This is a genomic window from Streptomyces angustmyceticus (assembly GCF_040701845.1).
GTDB classification, from domain to species: domain Bacteria; phylum Actinomycetota; class Actinomycetes; order Streptomycetales; family Streptomycetaceae; genus Streptomyces; species Streptomyces angustmyceticus_A.
In genome coordinates this window covers 71,244-86,075 of sequence record NZ_JBFBHQ010000027.1, presented here as the reverse complement: position 1 = coordinate 86,075, position 14,832 = coordinate 71,244, and the positions used below count along the sequence as shown (strand labels likewise).

Annotated in this window: 15 protein-coding genes; 7 read left to right on the top strand and 8 right to left on the bottom strand. The window is 72.5% G+C overall.

The genetic code is table 11. The annotated features are described in order from the left end of the window. Window positions 1–9: 9 nt before the first annotated feature. Entirely contained in the window at window positions 10–243 is a 234-nt protein-coding gene (locus AB0411_RS32515) for a hypothetical protein (RefSeq protein ID WP_366420868.1), read from the bottom strand. A 66-nt stretch (window positions 244–309) separates the two neighbouring features. On the opposite strand from AB0411_RS32515, the gene map reads away from it, so the two are divergent. Together map and AB0411_RS32505 are read left to right on the top strand one after the other, a co-directional pair. Next, window positions 310–1,167 (top strand): type I methionyl aminopeptidase, encoded by an 858-nt coding sequence (gene map / locus AB0411_RS32510; protein ID WP_366420867.1) that lies wholly within the window; start codon window positions 310–312, stop codon window positions 1,165–1,167. Window positions 1,168–1,376: 209 nt separating this feature from the next. Then, window positions 1,377–2,063 (top strand): heme oxygenase (biliverdin-producing), encoded by a 687-nt coding sequence (locus AB0411_RS32505; RefSeq protein WP_366420866.1) that lies wholly within the window; start codon window positions 1,377–1,379, stop codon window positions 2,061–2,063. Between the two features lie 57 nt (window positions 2,064–2,120). On the opposite strand, the gene AB0411_RS32500 is transcribed toward AB0411_RS32505, so the two are convergent. Next, window positions 2,121–2,786: a PhzF family phenazine biosynthesis protein gene (locus AB0411_RS32500; protein WP_366420865.1), complete on the bottom strand. Its 666-nt coding sequence runs from the start codon at window positions 2,784–2,786 to the stop codon at window positions 2,121–2,123. A 338-nt stretch (window positions 2,787–3,124) separates the two neighbouring features. Here AB0411_RS32500 and efeO point away from each other — a divergent pair, with 338 nt between their 5' ends. From efeO to AB0411_RS32480, 4 genes are read left to right on the top strand one after another with little or no spacing between them, the layout of a single operon-like run. Further along, the gene (efeO, locus tag AB0411_RS32495) at window positions 3,125–4,279 is read left to right on the top strand and encodes an iron uptake system protein EfeO (RefSeq protein ID WP_366420864.1); all 1,155 of its coding nucleotides are present in this window, start codon (window positions 3,125–3,127) and stop codon (window positions 4,277–4,279) included. 24 nt (window positions 4,280–4,303) lie between these two features. After that, the gene (efeB, locus tag AB0411_RS32490; RefSeq protein WP_366420863.1) at window positions 4,304–5,617 is read left to right on the top strand and encodes an iron uptake transporter deferrochelatase/peroxidase subunit; all 1,314 of its coding nucleotides are present in this window, start codon (window positions 4,304–4,306) and stop codon (window positions 5,615–5,617) included. A gap of 57 nt (window positions 5,618–5,674) precedes the next feature. Next, window positions 5,675–6,667 carry an iron uptake transporter permease EfeU gene (gene efeU, locus AB0411_RS32485; RefSeq protein WP_366420862.1) on the top strand — a complete coding sequence of 331 codons (993 nt, stop codon included), beginning with the start codon at window positions 5,675–5,677 and terminating at the stop codon, window positions 6,665–6,667. Next, window positions 6,654–7,526, top strand: a complete 873-nt coding sequence (locus AB0411_RS32480) for a hypothetical protein (protein WP_366420861.1) — start codon at window positions 6,654–6,656, stop codon at window positions 7,524–7,526. Before efeU ends, AB0411_RS32480 begins: the two co-directional genes overlap by 14 nt. Before the next feature lie 96 nt (window positions 7,527–7,622). Here the strand turns inward: AB0411_RS32480 and AB0411_RS32475 are convergent, their stop codons facing one another. Beyond that, the gene (locus AB0411_RS32475; protein WP_366420860.1) at window positions 7,623–8,366 is read right to left on the bottom strand and encodes a bifunctional DNA primase/polymerase; all 744 of its coding nucleotides are present in this window, start codon (window positions 8,364–8,366) and stop codon (window positions 7,623–7,625) included. Between the two features lie 163 nt (window positions 8,367–8,529). Beyond that, window positions 8,530–9,129: a TetR/AcrR family transcriptional regulator gene (locus AB0411_RS32470; RefSeq protein ID WP_366420859.1), complete on the bottom strand. Its 600-nt coding sequence runs from the start codon at window positions 9,127–9,129 to the stop codon at window positions 8,530–8,532. Between the two features lie 134 nt (window positions 9,130–9,263). On the opposite strand from AB0411_RS32470, the gene AB0411_RS32465 reads away from it, so the two are divergent. Continuing rightward, the gene (locus tag AB0411_RS32465; protein WP_366420858.1) at window positions 9,264–9,440 is read left to right on the top strand and encodes a DUF6243 family protein; all 177 of its coding nucleotides are present in this window, start codon (window positions 9,264–9,266) and stop codon (window positions 9,438–9,440) included. Between the two features lie 72 nt (window positions 9,441–9,512). On the opposite strand, the gene AB0411_RS32460 is transcribed toward AB0411_RS32465, so the two are convergent. The 4 genes from AB0411_RS32460 to AB0411_RS32445 all read right to left on the bottom strand — a co-directional run bounded on the left by AB0411_RS32460 (window position 9,513) and on the right by AB0411_RS32445 (window position 14,725). After that, window positions 9,513–10,466, bottom strand: a complete 954-nt coding sequence (locus AB0411_RS32460) for a small ribosomal subunit Rsm22 family protein (protein ID WP_366420857.1) — start codon at window positions 10,464–10,466, stop codon at window positions 9,513–9,515. 41 nt (window positions 10,467–10,507) lie between these two features. Continuing rightward, window positions 10,508–11,584 (bottom strand): serine hydrolase domain-containing protein, encoded by a 1,077-nt coding sequence (locus AB0411_RS32455; RefSeq protein ID WP_366420856.1) that lies wholly within the window; start codon window positions 11,582–11,584, stop codon window positions 10,508–10,510. 56 nt (window positions 11,585–11,640) lie between these two features. Further along, window positions 11,641–12,966 (bottom strand): multidrug effflux MFS transporter, encoded by a 1,326-nt coding sequence (locus AB0411_RS32450; protein ID WP_366420855.1) that lies wholly within the window; start codon window positions 12,964–12,966, stop codon window positions 11,641–11,643. A 127-nt stretch (window positions 12,967–13,093) separates the two neighbouring features. Next, window positions 13,094–14,725 carry an alkaline phosphatase D family protein gene (locus AB0411_RS32445; RefSeq protein WP_366420854.1) on the bottom strand — a complete coding sequence of 544 codons (1,632 nt, stop codon included), beginning with the start codon at window positions 14,723–14,725 and terminating at the stop codon, window positions 13,094–13,096. Between the last annotated feature and the right edge of the window lie 107 nt (window positions 14,726–14,832).

The following is a 14,832-nucleotide window of genomic DNA, read 5'->3' as shown; positions in this document are numbered from 1 at the left end:
GCGCATGGATCACGCGCCGCCGCTCTCCCCCCGGCCCTTGCCGTCGTGCCACTTCGGGTCGGTGTCCCACTCCTGGTTCCGCTCGCGGGCCGTTTCCATGGCGTGCGCGGCCTCCTCACGGGTGCCGTACGGGCCGAAGCGGTCGGCGGCGCGGCACTGGGGCCCCTCCTCGACCGTCCCGTGCTCGAGGCAGTAGTACCACTCGCCCGGCTTGCCGGTCGTACGCCTCTTGAACAGCGCCATTGCCGCCTCCTGTGGATGCTCTTGTGCCACCATCCTGCCCGACGGCCCACGGATACACTCGCTGGCATGTCTGGCCAGTCGCTTCTTGTCCCGGGGAAGATCTCCCCCACCCGCCCCGTCCCCGCCTCGATCCCGCGCCCCGAGTACGTCGGGAAGGACGCGCCCACCCCGTACACGGGGCCCGAGGTGCAGGACGCCGAAACGATCGAGCGGATGCGGATCGCCGGCCGGATCGCCGCGCAGGCGATGGAGGAGGCCGCCAAGCTGATCGCGCCCGGCGTGACCACCGATGAACTCGACCGGGTCGCCCATGAGTTCATGTGCGACCACGGCGCCTACCCGTCCACGCTCGGCTACCGCGGCTTCCCCAAGTCCCTGTGCTCCTCGCTCAACGAGGTCATCTGTCACGGCATCCCGGACTCGACCGTCCTCAAGGACGGCGACATCGTGAACCTCGACGTCACCGCGTACATCAACGGTGTGCACGGCGACAACAACGCCACCTACCTGTGCGGCGAGGTGGACGAGGAGTCCAGGCTGCTGGTCGAGCGGACCCGGGAGGCGCTCAACCGCGCGATCAAGGCCGTCAAGCCGGGCCGGCAGATCAACATCATCGGCCGGGTCATCGAGTCGTACGCCAAGCGCTTCGGCTACGGAGTGGTCCGGGACTTCACCGGTCACGGCATCAACTCCTCCTTCCACTCCGGCCTGATCGTTCCGCACTACGACAGCCCGCACCACACCACCGACATCAAGCCCGGCATGACCTTCACCATCGAGCCGATGCTGACGCTGGGGTCCTACGACTACGACATGTGGGACGACGGCTGGACGGTGGTGACCAAGGACCGCAAGCGGACCGCGCAGTTCGAGCACACGCTGGTGGTCACGGACACCGGGGCGGAGATCCTCACGCTGCCCTGACGGGTGCGGCCGGAACTTTACCGACAGGACGTCGGGAACAGGGGTAGGCTCGTTACCGACAGGACGTCGGGAACGGGTTGACTTAGGCAAGCCTCAGTAGTTGGGTGAGCCCAGGGTCGGCGGCTCCGCGGAGCCGCCCTGTTCCCGTCCTCCCCCAAGCTCTCGAATCCGAGCAGGGGGACCCCCACCTCGGCCCCCGGAGGTCCGTCTTGGAAGCGTCCAGCCCGGCCCCGCCCCCTCCGTCCTCCCCCGCTCCGTTCTCGGCGGTCATCCGCACCGCGTCCCACGCGCAGCACACCGAGGCCGAGAACTCCTCCTTCATGAGCGACCTGCTCGGCGGCAGGCTCGGCGTCGGGGCCTACCGGCGCTACACCGAGCAGTTGTGGTTCGTCTACCGCGCGCTGGAGGACGCCTCCGCGTCGCTGGCCACCGACCCGGTGGCGGGCCCCTTCATCCGCCCCGAGCTGGCGCGCACCGCCGCGCTGGAGCGCGACCTCGCCCACCTCGGCGGCCCGGACTGGCGCGCCGGCCTGGAGCCGCTCGCGGCCACGGCCGCCTATGCGGACCGGGTGGCGGCCTGCGCCCGCGACTGGCCGGCCGGCTTCGTCGCCCACCACTACACCCGCTACCTCGGCGACCTCTCGGGCGGCCAGATCATCCGCGGCACCGCCGAGAAGACCTGGGGCTTCGCCCGCAAGGGCGACGGGGTGCGGTTCTACGTCTTCGAGGACATCGCCAACCCCGCCGCCTTCAAGCGCGAGTACCGGGCCCTGCTGGACGCCCTGCCGGTGGACGAGCTGGAGAAGCAGCGGGTGGTCGACGAGTGCAAGCGCGCGTTCCGGCTGAACAGCGCGGTCTTCCGGGAGTTGGGCGGGCAGTTCCCGCTGAGCGCGTAGCGGCCCGCCGGGGCGGCTGACGACGGCCGCCCCGGCAGGCCGCCGACGCCCCGTCCGCTACGGCGCGGCGGGGCGCACCCGGCCGCCGACGGCGACGGTGCCGTCCGGATACGGGCGGGTGAGGATCCGCGAGCCGGCGCCCTGCCGGATGTCGAGGGGGCGCCCGAGTTCGTAGGTCAGCAGCAGGGCGGCGGCGCCGGTCGCCTCGTCCTCGACGACACCGTCGCCGCGCCGCGGGAAGGCCCGCGCCCGGACCACGCCCGCGGCCTCGTCCCGCCAGGCCCAGGCGTAGAGCCAGCCCTCGCCCGGCGGTGGCGCGGGCAGCGCGTCGACCTCGGCCGCCGAGGCGTACCGCCGGGTCGTGCGGGCGGTGACCCACTCCGCGCGCCCGCGCACCCAGACGAGGTCGCCCTCGAAGCGGACCGCGACCTCCCCGGCCTCCGGGCGCAGGGTGCGCGGCGGCCGTCCCAGGGACCGCAGCAGCCAGGCCAGGCCGACCAATGGGTGGCCGGCGAACGGGAGGCGGGTGCTCGGGGTGTGGATGTCCACCGTGCCGCGCGCGGCGTCGTCGAGGAACACGGTTTCGCTGTAGCCGAGTTCGGCCGCGAGGGCGGCCCGGTCGGCGGTGCGGGGGACGGCCGCGCCGTCGCGGACGACGCCCAGCACATTGCCGCCGGTCCCGTCGGGGCCGCAGAACACCCGGAGCACATCGAGTTCGGTCATCCGGACAGTGAACCGCAGGGCCGGGCGGCGGAGGGGGGCGGGCCGCCGCGGAGGGCCCCGGCGCCGGGTGACCGGATGCGCACGGGCCGTGGTGATGTCCGCCGGTCATGACCCGTCGCGCAGCATGACCCTTACCTTGACCGCCGCATGACGGATTCGTGACCAGGGGCGCGTCAATCCGTGATCGAGCCGTTGTCCGTGAGAGCGGGATCACTGGACGGGGCGGGAAAAAACAGGTAAGCCTCAGATAAGTTAGGGCCGCCTTAGTGGCGACTTCCGTGACTGTCTATCGTTCCGGTACGCCGTTTCCGTACCACCGAGCCCGCCTGGAGCCCCGTATGCGAGCCCATCGCTCCTCCGTCGTCGCCGCCCTCGCGGCGGTCACGGCCGTCACCGCCGTCGCCGGCTGTGCCGCGAAGAACGACGGCAAGGGAGGCGGCGGCAAGGGTGCCATCGAGGTGACCGCGACCGACTCCAGCTGCGAGCTCTCCGCCAAGGAGTTCCCCGCCGGACATGTCCGGTTCGCGGTGCAGAACAAGGGCTCCAAGGTCACCGAGGTCTACGTCTACGCCGCCGGCGACCGGATCGTGACCGAGCGGGAGAACATCGGCCCCGGCACCAGCGCGGAGATCACCGCGGAGATCAAGGCCGGTTCGTACGAGGTCGCCTGCAAGCCCGGCATGAAGGGCGACGGCATACGCCAGAAGGTGACCGCCAGCGGCAAGGGCGCGCCGGCCGAGCGCGACCCGAAGCTGGACGCCGCGGTCGCCGCCTACCGCCACTACGTCCAGGAGCAGGCCGACCAGACCCTGCCCGCGGCGCAGAAGTTCGCCGACGCGGTCGACAGCGGCGACGTCGAGGCCGCCAAGAAGGCCTACGCGCTGTCCCGGGTGGGCTGGGAGCGCACCGAGCCGGTCGCCGAGTCCTTCGGCGACATCGACCCCAAGGTCGATGTGCGCGCCGACGGTGTGGAGAAGGGCCAGAAGTGGACCGGCTGGCACAAGCTGGAGAAGTCCCTGTGGGAGGAGAAGAAGATCTCCGGGGACGACAAGAAGCTCGCCGGGCAGCTCATCACCGACCTGAAGGACTGGCAGAAGCGGGTCGGCAAGGCCGAGATCACCCCGACCAGCATGGCCAACGGCGCCAAGGAGCTGCTCGACGAGGTGGCCACCGGCAAGGTCACCGGTGAGGAAGAGCGCTACAGCCACACCGACCTGGTCGACTTCCAGGGCAACGTCGAGGGCGCCGAGAAGGCGTACGAGCTGCTCAAGCCCGTCGTCGGCAAGAACGACCCGGCGCTCGCCAAGGAGCTGGACAAGCAGTTCAAGGCGATCCGCACGCTGCTCGACGACCACCGCGACAGCAAGTCCGCCGACGGCTTCGACTCCTACGACACGGTCGGCAAGGGCGACCGCAAGAAGCTCTCCGACGGTGTCAACGCGCTGGCCGAGCCGCTGTCCAAGCTGGCCGCCGCCGTGGCCACCGCCAAGTAGTCCGCCGCCGGGCAGAGGAGCATGATGACGCAGGACGAGGGCACGACCACCGAGGACGCCGGGGCCGCGCGGAGCACCGACGGGCGCGCCCCCTCCCGGCGTTCCCTGCTCGGCTGGGGAGGCGCGGGGCTGGCGCTGGGCGCGGTCGCGGCCGGCGGCACGGCGGCGGCGCTGCGCACCGGCGGCGACGCCCAGCCGGCCGGCGCGGACGCGACCTCGCGCTCCGCGGTCGCCTTCCACGGCAGGCACCAGGCGGGTATCGCCACCGCCGTCCAGGACCGGCTGCACTTCGCCGCGTTCGACGTCACCACCGACGACCGCGACGAGCTGATCGCGCTGCTCAAGGAGTGGACGAAGGCGGCGGCGCGGATGACGGCCGGGGACACGGTCGGCGACGGCGCGGTCGGCGGGCTGGCGGAGGCCCCGCCGGACGACACCGGCGAGGCGCTCGGGCTGCCGCCGTCCCGGCTCACCCTCACCTTCGGCATCGGCCCGACGCTGTTCGAGAAGGACGGCAAGGACCGGTTCGGCATCAAGGGGCGGCGCCCCGAGGCGCTGATCGACCTGCCGAAGTTCCCCGGCGACAACCTCGACACCTCGCGCAGCGGCGGCGATCTGTGCGTCCAGGCCTGCGCGGACGACCCGCAGGTGGCGGTGCACGCGATCCGCAACCTGGCCCGGATCGGCTTCGGCAAGGTCGCGATCCGCTGGTCGCAGCTGGGCTTCGGCAAGACGTCCTCGACGACGCCGGACGCCCAGACCCCGCGCAACATGTTCGGCTTCAAGGACGGCACCCACAACCTCGCCGGCACCGACACCGCCGCGCTCGACAAGCACGTCTGGGTCGCGGACGGCGCGGCGAAGGGCAAGGAGCGCTGGATGGCCGGCGGCTCCTACCTCGTCGCCCGCCGGATCCGGATGCACATCGAGACCTGGGACCGCACCTCCCGCAAGGAGCAGGAGGACATCTTCGGCCGGGACAAGGCCGAGGGCGCGCCGGTCGGCAAGAAGCACGAGCGGGACACCCCGCACCTGAAGTCGATGCTGCCGACCGCCCATGTCCGCCTCGCGCACCCGGACTCCAACGACGGGATACGCATCCTGCGCCGCGGCTACTCCTTCACGGACGGCACGGACGGCCTGGGCCGGCTGGACGCGGGGCTGTTCTTCCTCGCCTACCAGCACGATGTGCGCCAGGGCTTCGTCCCGCTCCAGCGGAGGCTGGCGGCCGACGACGCGCTCAACGAGTACATCCAGCACGTGGGTTCCGCGCTCTTCGCGGTGCCGCCGGGCGTCCGGAACGCGGACGACTGGTGGGGCCGGGAGCTGTTCGCCTGACATCCGTCGGCGCCGCACCAAGGGCGTCGACCCCATGAAGGAAGGGAAGGAACCGACGTGTTCGGCAACTACCTGATCGGTCTGCGCGAGGGCCTGGAAGCCAGCCTCGTCGTCTGCATCCTCATCGCCTACCTGGTCAAGACCGGGAGGCGGGAGGCGCTGCGCCCGGTCTGGCTCGGGATCACGCTGGCCGTGGTGCTGTCGTTCGCGTTCGGTGCGGCGCTGCAATTCGGGTCGCAGACCCTGACGTTCAAGGCCCAGGAAGCGCTGGGCGGGTCCCTGTCGATCATCGCGGTCGGCCTGGTGACGTGGATGGTCTTCTGGATGCGGCGCACCGCGCGGCATCTGAAGAAGGAGCTGCACGGCAAGCTGGACGCGGCGCTGCAGATGGGCACCGTGGCGCTGGTGGTCACCGCGTTCTTGTCGGTGGGCCGCGAGGGCCTGGAGACCGCGCTGTTCATCTGGACCGCCGCGCAGTCCGCCGACGACGGGGTACGGCCGCTGGTCGGGGCACTGCTGGGCCTGCTGACGGCGGTGGCGCTGGGCTGGCTGTTCTACCGCGGTGCGGTGCGGATCAACCTGGCGAAGTTCTTCACCTGGACCGGCGGCATGCTGGTGGTGGTCGCGGCGGGCGTGCTGGCGTACGGCTTCCACGATCTGCAGGAGGCGGACATCCTGCCGGGGCTGACCTCGCAGGCGTTCGACATCAGCACACAGATCCCGGCCGACAGCTGGTACGGCACGGTGCTGAAGGGCATCTTCAACTTCCAGCCGGACCCGACGGCCCTTCAGGTCACGGTGTGGGCTCTGTATCTGGTCCCCACGCTCCTCTTCTTCTTCGCCCCCGGTAGGGTTGCGCCGAATCGTGCCACCCCGGCGGCCGCCCCGTCCGCCCCGGTCGCCCCGAAGGAGCCCGAGCCCCATGACACGCAGGTCGCCGTTCCGGGTGCCCGCAACACTGACGTCGACCGTGGCGGCGCTGGTGATACTGAGCGGGTGCATGACGGTGCACGGCGAGAGGGAGATGCTGCCGGCGGTGTCGAAGGCTGAGGGCGTCAAAGCGCTCACGCACTTCACCAAGAGCTTCAACAAGGCCAACCGCCGGCTCGACCCGTCGCTGAACCCCTCCTTCGAGGGCGGCGCGCTGCTCGCCATCGACCAGGCCGGGATCAAGGCGTCGCAGGCCCTGCGGCCGCAGGGCAACCCGGGCTTCCCGGACCTGGCGTTCACCGATCCGCACGTCACCGTGCCCAAGCAGGCGGGCTGGCCGAAGTACTTCATCGCGGACGCGGCCAGCAACCGCAAGAACGCCCGGGGGCAGCACACCCGCTGGTTCCTGGTGTTCAGCCGCAACGGCATCGACCAGCAGTGGCGTGCGGTGTACCTGGCGACGTTCGCGGACAACAAGGCGCCGGAGCTGAAGACGGACGGGGACGGCTACGCGGAGGCGGTGCCGGCCGGCGCGACGTCCGGTCTGACGGTCGCCCCGGGCAAGCTGAGCAGCTCCTACGCCACCTACCTCAACACCGGCAAGGGCAGCACCTTCGCCCCCGGCCCGCAGACCGACGGCTGGCGGGCGCGGCGGGCCAAGGACGCCAACAAGCCCGGCCAGCGCATCATGTGGGAGGACTCGCCCGCGAGCTACCCGCCGGTGGCCCTGCGCACCACGGACGGCGGCGCGCTGGTGTTCTTCTCGACCGTCTACCACCAGCAGCAGACGCTGTTCGCCGGGGCGACGATCTCGGTGGGACGGCTGAAGGGCCTCGTGGAGGGGCCGCCGAAGAAGACCAACCGGATGCTGTTCACCACGGTCTCCGGCCAGACGGTCCAGGTGCCCGCCAAGAGTGCCGGCGGGAAGGTCGAGGTCCTCAACCGGATCGAGGCGAAGACCGCGGTCAAGCCGATGTAGCGGGCCGGGGAACCGTGCTCGCGCACAGGGCCGTCGGGGTGACCCGGCGGCCCTTCGGTGTGTGGACGGGGTGTGCGGAGGGGTGCCGCGGAACGCTCAGCGGCCGATCGGCCAGGCCGCCGCCTCGTGGTGGTGCGGCTCGCGGTCGTTGAACTCCGCGCAGGCGTCGGTGAGCGACTCCAGGAGCGTCAGCGGGTCGGGCAGGGGCAGCTCGGGGCCGCGCAGCCAGCTCACCGCGGGCTGCTCGCCGGGCAGCGCCGAGGGGGGCAGCAGCACATAGCTGCCGCGGCAGTGCCAGCGCAGCCCCGGGTGCTCGTCCATGGTCTCGGGGTGGCAGTCCAGCTCGCAGGGCCACCACTCGTCCTCGTCGTCCGGGGTGCCGCGGGTGGCGGTGAAGAAGAGCATCCGGCCGTCGAACCCGGCGCCGCTGAGGGTGATCGGGCCGACGTCGATGCCCGCCGCGTCCAGCCGTCCCAGGGCGCTGCGGCCCGCCTCGACGGGGACGTCCAGGACGTCGTGGGTGATGCCCGTGGCGGTGATGAAGTTGGCCTGCGGGAGGGTGCGGATCCAGGCGGCGACCTTGTCGCGGTCGGTGGTGGCGACGGTCTGCCAGCCGAAGGAGACGGGGTGGCGGCCGGGGGTGGGACAGCCGATGCGTTCACAGGAGCAGCCGTAGCCGGAGGGGTGCGCCGCCGGCGCCACGGGGAAGCCCGCATCGACCGCCGCCAGCAGCAGGTCCTCGCGGCTGCGCGCAGCCGCCGATCCCGTGTCCGTATCGCCGCCGTCCGCTCCGTTCTTCGGCCGGCGCAGCCACTGGGAGAACCTGCTCTTGCGTTCCATCTATCCCCTCACTTCGAGCGGTGGTCTGGGATCAATGCTGCCACCATCCTGCTCCTCGGGTGACCGGTGTGGAGATCCGGGGTGAACGAAGGGCGGACCAATACCGGCAATTCAGGTCATCGACGACAGAGCGCCGCCGCCGGCGACCGCCCGCCCGGTGGATTCAGTCGCGTGGCCGCAGTCCGCGCAGCACCTGGTCGACAAGGGTGTCGACGAAGTCGTAGGTCAATTCGCCGGTGCGCATGAGCCAGCGCTGTGAGAAGGGACTCAGCATCATCTCGGCGGCGATCCGCAGATCGACGCCGTCGGCGATCTCGCCGGCTTCCTGGGCCGCCCGCAGCCGGTCGGTGTAAACCCGGGTGCCGGGTTCCATCAGCCGCGCGACGAAGGTGCGGGAGAGCTCCTCGTCGTTGGCGCCGGCGGCCGCGAGGGCGCGGTAGGGGGCCTGGAACGCCGGATCGTTGAACTCGTCGACGGTGGCGTGCAGCACGGCCTTCAGGTCCGCGGCCAGGTCGCCGGTGTCCGGCAGGCCCTGCGCGGAGTAGTCCTCGACGCCGACGGTGAACGCGTCCAGCAGGACGGCGGCCTTGGAGGGCCACCAGCGGTAGATCGTCTGCTTGCCGACCCCGGCCCGGGAGGCGATGCCTTCGATCGTGAGCTTGTCGTAGCCGACCTCGCCGACGAGGGCGAGGGCGGCGTCGAAGATCGCCCGGCGGGAGCGTTCGCTGCGGCGGGAGGAGTCGGGGGCTGCTTTGTCGGCCATACGGCGGAGTCTAGCGAGACGGAAGGCGAGACGTATCGTCTTGACGAGACGATACGTCTCGCTCATAGTGGACTCCGAACGAGACGCCTCGTCTCGTTTCGCTGAGGAAGCGACCGATGAGGAAGGGGAACTCCATGAGCCGGGGAAATGCGGGCGGGATGCTCGGGGTCGGCGGCACCCGTACCAACCTTTCGCGCGGGGCACTGCGGGGTGCCGGAGACGCGGGCGGCGCGGGGCGGGGGCGGCCCGCCGCGGAGGAGCGGCGGCGGGAGTTGCTGCGGAAGTTCCAGGAGCGGGTGCGGGAGGAATGAGGGGGTGCGCTGCGGCCCCCGGTGGGTGTGTGGTGCGGCGCCGGGGGCCGGTGGGGGATGCGGTGGGCGGGGTCAGGACCAGGTGTCGCCCCAGGAGGCGTCGCGGGCCTCGCGGTAGTGGGTGCCGTGGCGCTTGGTCACGGTGGTGCGCTGGAGGCCGTCCTGGGCCGTGCACAGGTCCAGGAGGACCTGGCCCTTGCGGAGTTGGGGCTTGCGGGTGATGCGGGCGGGGGCGGGGGCGGCGTCGAGGGCGGTGGCGGCGACGTAGCTGAACTTCTCGTCCTCGTACGGGAGGGAGCCGCCCTTGACCTGGCGGTGCAGGGAGGAGCGGCTGACCCGGGCCGCGAAGTGGCACCAGTCCTCTCCGGGGACGATGGGGCAGGTGCCGCTGTGCGGGCAGGGGGCGACGATGCGCAGGCCGGCCTCGGTGAGCTGGGTGCGGGCCTCGCGGATGCGGAGGTAGCCGTCGGGGGTGCCGGGCTCGATCAGGACGACGGCCGTCGCGGCGGCGGCCGCGGCGGCGACGACGGCGCGGCGGTCCTCGGGGCGGAGTTCGCCCAGGACGTAGGAGACGGTGACGAGGTCCGTGCCGTCGGGGACGGTCAGGCCCGCGCCGATGGTCTGCCGCCGCCACTCGGTGTCGGGCAGGGTCTTGGCCGCCAGTTCCCGGCCGAGGTCGAGGGCGGGCTGGGCCCAGTCCAGGACGGTGCTGCGGTGGCCGTCCCAGGTGGCCGCGGCGGCCCAGGTGGCGGCGCCGGTGCCGCCGCCGATGTCGGTATGGGTGGCCGGGGACCAGTCGGGGACCCGTGCGGCGAACGCGGCCAGGGCGGCCCGTACCGCCTCGAAGGTGGCCGGCATGCGGTAGGCGGCGTACGCGGCCACATCCGCGCGGTCGCGCAGGACCGGGGCGTCGGTGGGGGTGGTCCCCCGGTAGTTGGTGATCAGCCGCTCGACGGCCTGCGCGGCCTGTTTGGGCGGCAGGCCGTCGAGCAGGCCCGCCAGTGCGGCGCGCAGTTCCTCGTGCATGGGGGAAATTCTACGGGGCCCCGCGGCGGGCCCCGCCGGGGTCAGGTGGCGCGGGAGACCGCGCGGGCCAGCCGGGTGGCGGCCGCGGCGCGCGGGGCGCTGCCGCCGTTGTGGCGGCGGGGGTGGACGGTGTTGGCGAGGAGGACGAGGAAGGTGTCGGTGGCACGGTCGAGGACCAGGCTGGTGCCGGTGAAGCCGGTGTGGCCGGCGGCGCCGCGGCCGGCCAACTCGCCCATGAAGTAGGGCTGGTCGACGCCGAAGCCGAGGCCGGGCGGGTCGAGCAGGGCGGCGACCGCCCGGGGGCCGAGGATCCGGGTGGTGCCGTAGGCGCCGCCGTTGAGCAGCGTGCGGCACAGCACGGCCAGGTCCTGGGCGGTGGAGAAGAGGCCCGCGTGGCCGGCCACGCCGCCCAGGGCCCAGGCGTTCTCGTCGTGGACCTCGCCGCGGACCATGCCGCGGTCCGCCTTGGCCCAGGGCCGCCGCTGGTCCTCGGTCGCCGCCACGCCCTGGGGCGCCAGCGGGCCGTAGGTGGTGCTGGACATGCCGAGCGGGCCGGTGATGCCGTCGCGGATCAGGGCGTCGAGCCGGTGCCCGGTGCGCTGCTCCAGCAGCAGCTGGAGGGCGATGAGGTTGAGGTCGGAGTAGCGGTGGGCGGTGCCGGGGCGCCCGCTGGGGGCCGCGGCCTCCGCCCACAGGAGCGCCAGTTGGGCGGCGCGGGTCCGGTGGTCGTGGAAGGGCAGCTCGGGGGCGAGGCCGGAGGTGTGGGTGAGGAGCTGCCGCACGGTGATGCCGGGGGCGAAGGCGGGCAGCTCGGCGCGGACCTCGTCGTCGAGGGCCAGCCGGCCGCGTTCGATCTGCTGGACCGCGGCGATGGCGGTGAAGAGCTTGCTGAGCGAGGCGAGGTCGAAGACGGTGCCCACCCGCATCGGCTCCCACTGGTCGCGGGGCAGGTCGATGCCGCGGTCGCGTGCGGGGTCGTGGGCGCGGTAGCGCAGTGCCCAGCCCGCGGCGGCCTCGGCGGCGACGACGGGGCCGCGGCCGGCCAGGACGACGGCTCCGGGCGCCCAGGGCGGACGGCCCTCGGGCAGCGCCCGCACGCCGCGCACCAGCCGCTCCATACAGGCGGGGTCCAGTCCCGCCCGGGACGGCGTGCCGTAGGTGAGTCTCGGTGCGTTCAGCGCGGGGTCCTCTCGCCGGCCGTGCTCCCGGTGGTCTCCCCCCTACGCTGCCACGGGCGGCACATTCCCAGGAAGCTCACGAGCGCCAATATGGCGCAGGAGAGCTGTACGAGGGCCATCGGCAGGGCCGTCCGCTCGCCCGCGATGCCCACCAGCGGGGAGGCCACCGAGCCGAGCAGGAAGGTGGAGGTGCCCAGCAGCGCGGAGGCGGAGCCGGCCGCGTGCGGGGTGCGCAGCAGCGCCAGGGTGTTGGTGCTCGGCATGACCAGGCCCATCGCCGCCATGAGGACGAACAGGCCGGCGGCCACCGGGACCAGGCCGGGGCGGCCCAGGACGCCGGAGGACATCACCAGCAGCGCGGCCGCGGCGAGCGCGATCACGGCCAGTCCGGTGCCGAGCACCTTGTCGAGGCCGACCCGGCCGACCAGGACCTTGCCGTTGAACTGGCCGACGAGCACCAGGCCGACGGAGTTGAGGCCGAAGAGCAGGCTGAAGGTCTGCGGGGAGGCGCCGTAGATCTCCTGGACCACGAACGGGGAGGCGGAGATGTAGGAGAACAGCGCGGCGAAGGCGAAGGCGCCGACCAGGAGGTAGCCGGAGAAGGGCCGGTCGGCGAGCAGATCGCGCATGGTGCGCAGCGTCTGGCCGAGGCCGCCGGGGTGGCGGCGGGCGGGCGGCAGGGTCTCGTCGAGCCTGCGCCACACCAGGAGGGTGAGCGCCACCCCGACGGCGGTGAGGACCACGAACACGCCGCGCCAGTCGGTGATCCGCAGGATCTGGCCGCCGATGAGCGGGGCGACGACCGGTGCCGCTCCGGAGATCAGCATCAGGGTGGAGAAGAACCGGGCCATCGCGACGCCGTCGTACAGGTCGCGGACCACGGCCCGTGCGATGACGATGCCGGCGGCCCCCGCGAGGCCCTGCAACAGGCGGCAGGCGATGAGGAGTTCGGCGGTGGGGGCGAACGCGCACAGGGCCGTCGCCAGGACGTAGATCACCATCCCGGCGAGCAGCGGACGTCGGCGGCCCCACTTGTCGCTCATCGGGCCGACGATCATCTGGCCCAGCGCCATGCCCGCCAGGCAGGTGGTCAGGGTGAGCTGGACGGTGGCGGCGGGGCTGTGCAGGGCGGCGGTGACCTGCGGCAGGGCCGGCAGATACATGTCCATGGAGAGCGGCGGGACCGCCGTGAGGCCGCCGAGGACGAGGGTGACCAGGAGGCTGGTGCGGCGGGACGCGACGGGTGCAGCGGGTGCTGCTGCCGCGTCCCGCCCGGCTATTGCGGGAAGGTCCTGGGGATCGGCCGCGCCGGGCTCCGTCATCTGCGTCTCCATGGGTCGTCGAGGGCTGCACCATGGTGTCACGCACGGGACGGCTTCCAGCAGGTTCCGGACCGGTCCCTTGGGCGGAGACGGGCTCGTTCCGCGGTCCTGGTCCGCAGGTCCCGGATCAGGCCGGCTTCAGCCCCGGATCGCCCGCCTCGGAGACGAAGGAGGCGGCGGTGCGCACCGGCGCCCCGGGGGTGGTGACGGCCGGCACCGTGCGGTAGTCGCCGCGGGCGGTGTCCTGGTCGAGGGTGACGGTGACGTAGCCGCGCCGGCCGTTGTAGAACTTCATGTGCGGGTTGGCGGCCAGGTACGTGGCCCAGTTGGCGGGCTTGTCCGCGCCGTCCTTGCCGCTGGCGATCGAGGTGGTGACGAACTCCACCCCCGCGGTGCGCGAGCCGGGGTCCTTGAAGTCCTTCTTGATGTCGAAGGCGTAGTGGACGTGCACATCGCCGGTGAGGACGACGAGGTTGTCCACGCCCGCCGACTCCGCGCCCGCAAGGACCCGGTCGCGGGAGGCGGCATAGCCGTCCCAGGCGTCCATGCTGAGCTGGTAGCCGGCACCGGTGGCGTTGCGCCGCTCGGAGAAGGTGACCTGCTGCGGCAGGACGTTCCAGCGCGCGGAGGACTGCCGCCAGCCGTCGATCAGCCAGCGCTCCTGGGCGGCGCCGGTCAGGGTGCGCGCGGGGTCCAGGGACTCGGGGCCGGGGGCGTGCCAGCCGTCGCCGTAGGCCTGGTCGGAGCGGTACTGGCGGGTGTCGAGGATGTCGAACTGGGCGAGCTGCCCGTACTGGACGCGGCGGTAGAGCCGGGCGTCGGCGCCGTCGGGCCGCTGGGGGCGGCGCAGCGGCTGGTTCTCCCAGTACGCCCGGTAGGCGGCGGCGCGGCGGACGAGGAACGCGTCGCGCGGGAGGTGGTCCTCGCTGATGTCGGAGGCGTAGTTGTTCTCCACCTCGTGGTCGTCCCAGGTGACGACGAAGGGGTGGGCGGCGTGGGCGGCCTGCAGGTCCGGGTCGGACTTGTAGAGGGCGTAGCGCAGCCGGTAGTCCTCCAGGGTGACGGTCTCCCGGTTGAAGACGGCGGGCAGCGTGCGGTCGGTGTAGCGGCGGACGCCGCCGGCCGCGTCGACCGGGTACTCGTAGAGGTAGTCGCCGAGGTGGAAGACGACGTCGAGGTCCTCCTCGGCCAGGTGCTTGTAGGCCGTGAAGTAGCCGTCGTGGTAGGCCTGGCAGGAGACCGCGGCGAGCTTCAGGGCGGAGGGGCGGGCGGCGCGGGCGGGCGCGGTGCGGGTGCGGCCGACCGGGCTGATCCAGCTGCCGGCGCGGAAGCGGTAGTAGTAGACGCGGTCGGGCGCGAGGCCGGTGGGTTCGATGTGCACGGAGTGGTTGAACTCCGGGTGTGCGTCGGCGCGGCCCTGGCCGGCCAGCCGCGTGAAGCGCTCGTCGTAGGCGACTTCCCAGCGGACGGCGACTCTGGCGTTCGGCATGCCGCCCCCGCCCGGCTCGTACGGGCGGGGGGCGAGCCGGGTCCACAGCACGACGGAGCCGGGCTGCGGGTCGCCGGAGGCCACGCCGAGCGTGAAGGGGTTCTCGGCGATCTTCCGCGGATCGGCCTCGGCGGCGAAGGCGCCCGTGCCCGGGAGGTTGGTCGTGAAGGCGAGCGCGGCGGCGGCCCCGGTGGCGGTGAGGAAGCGGCGGCGGCCGAAGTGCGCGGCAGCGGCCCGGATCTCCTGCTCGTGCGGTGCGTGGTGAGTCATCTGGCCCTCCCCTGGCGGTGGTTGTCCCCAGTGATTGGAGGGCCGCGGGACGGCGCGGTGCTGTCCCGTGCACGACGCATTCATGACAGTCGGATGAGGAGTGGGCC

Bases quoted from the DNA above. Each gene is read 5' to 3' on its own strand.
- AB0411_RS32515 (WP_366420868.1), bottom strand. From the start codon at position 243: ATGGCGCTGTTCAAGAGGCGTACGACCGGCAAGCCGGGCGAGTGGTAC.
- map (WP_366420867.1), top strand. From the start codon at position 310: ATGTCTGGCCAGTCGCTTCTTGTCCCGGGGAAGATCTCCCCCACCCGC.
- AB0411_RS32500 (WP_366420865.1), bottom strand. From the start codon at position 2,786: ATGACCGAACTCGATGTGCTCCGGGTGTTCTGCGGCCCCGACGGGACC.
- efeO (WP_366420864.1), top strand. From the start codon at position 3,125: ATGCGAGCCCATCGCTCCTCCGTCGTCGCCGCCCTCGCGGCGGTCACG.
- efeB (WP_366420863.1), top strand. From the start codon at position 4,304: ATGACGCAGGACGAGGGCACGACCACCGAGGACGCCGGGGCCGCGCGG.
- AB0411_RS32475 (WP_366420860.1), bottom strand. From the start codon at position 8,366: ATGGAACGCAAGAGCAGGTTCTCCCAGTGGCTGCGCCGGCCGAAGAAC.
- AB0411_RS32470 (WP_366420859.1), bottom strand. From the start codon at position 9,129: ATGGCCGACAAAGCAGCCCCCGACTCCTCCCGCCGCAGCGAACGCTCC.
- AB0411_RS32465 (WP_366420858.1), top strand. From the start codon at position 9,264: ATGAGCCGGGGAAATGCGGGCGGGATGCTCGGGGTCGGCGGCACCCGT.
- AB0411_RS32460 (WP_366420857.1), bottom strand. From the start codon at position 10,466: ATGCACGAGGAACTGCGCGCCGCACTGGCGGGCCTGCTCGACGGCCTG.
- AB0411_RS32455 (WP_366420856.1), bottom strand. From the start codon at position 11,584: ATGGAGCGGCTGGTGCGCGGCGTGCGGGCGCTGCCCGAGGGCCGTCCG.
- AB0411_RS32450 (WP_366420855.1), bottom strand. From the start codon at position 12,966: ATGACGGAGCCCGGCGCGGCCGATCCCCAGGACCTTCCCGCAATAGCC.
- AB0411_RS32445 (WP_366420854.1), bottom strand. From the start codon at position 14,725: ATGACTCACCACGCACCGCACGAGCAGGAGATCCGGGCCGCTGCCGCG.